Consider the following 654-nt stretch of genomic DNA (forward strand, 5'->3'; position numbering starts at 1 on the left):
TTTCCCATGTGAAAGTAGGACATTGCCAGGATTTAATTTTAAAAACCCGATACAGAAATGTATCGGGTTTTTTCGTTTAGACCATAAATATATTTATCGACTATTTTGTAAATCACCCAAAACAAAAAATGCGTTGTTTAATACCATTCCGCATTAAGTTTTTCCCACCTTAACCCAGTCTCTGCTACAGAGTTTCATAACCTTTTTAACGTCACTGTTCCATGCATCTGAGCAAGCGTTGAGAATGTCATCATCTCCTTGGAAATATCTGTTCGCTAAATGATGTTGACGCAACCAACTCCATACTTGTTCTACTGGATTTAATTCAGGTGAATATGGCGGTAACTTTATGATGGTTAAATTAGTAAATTTATCGGCGAGATAGGTTTGATGCCATGCTGCACCATCTAGAATGATCACTGCATGTCGCCCGAATTTAGTTTTTTGAGAAATTAAGGCTAAATGTTGCTCCATTACTGCCATATTCATAACTGGAGAAATAAGTGCTTCAGCTGCCCCTGTTGATGGGCAGACAGCACTAAAAATATAGCCGTATTCAAATTATTGTTGTCTTACTGCTCTTGGTCGGGTTCTTTTTTCTGCCCAGAGCTTTGTGGTTGTATTCTGCTAGCCAAAGCGTGCTTCATCTTGGAA

Annotated in this window: 1 pseudogene; it reads right to left on the reverse strand. The window is 38.4% G+C overall.

Going from position 1 to position 654, the window contains the following annotated elements:
• Positions 1–153: 153 nt before the first annotated feature.
• Positions 154–654, reverse strand: a pseudogene (locus CJF42_RS11230) (IS630 family transposase); the annotation flags it as partial.

Source organism: Pseudoalteromonas sp. NBT06-2, assembly GCF_002276045.1.
In the GTDB taxonomy this organism is placed as follows: Bacteria; Pseudomonadota; Gammaproteobacteria; order Enterobacterales; family Alteromonadaceae; genus Pseudoalteromonas.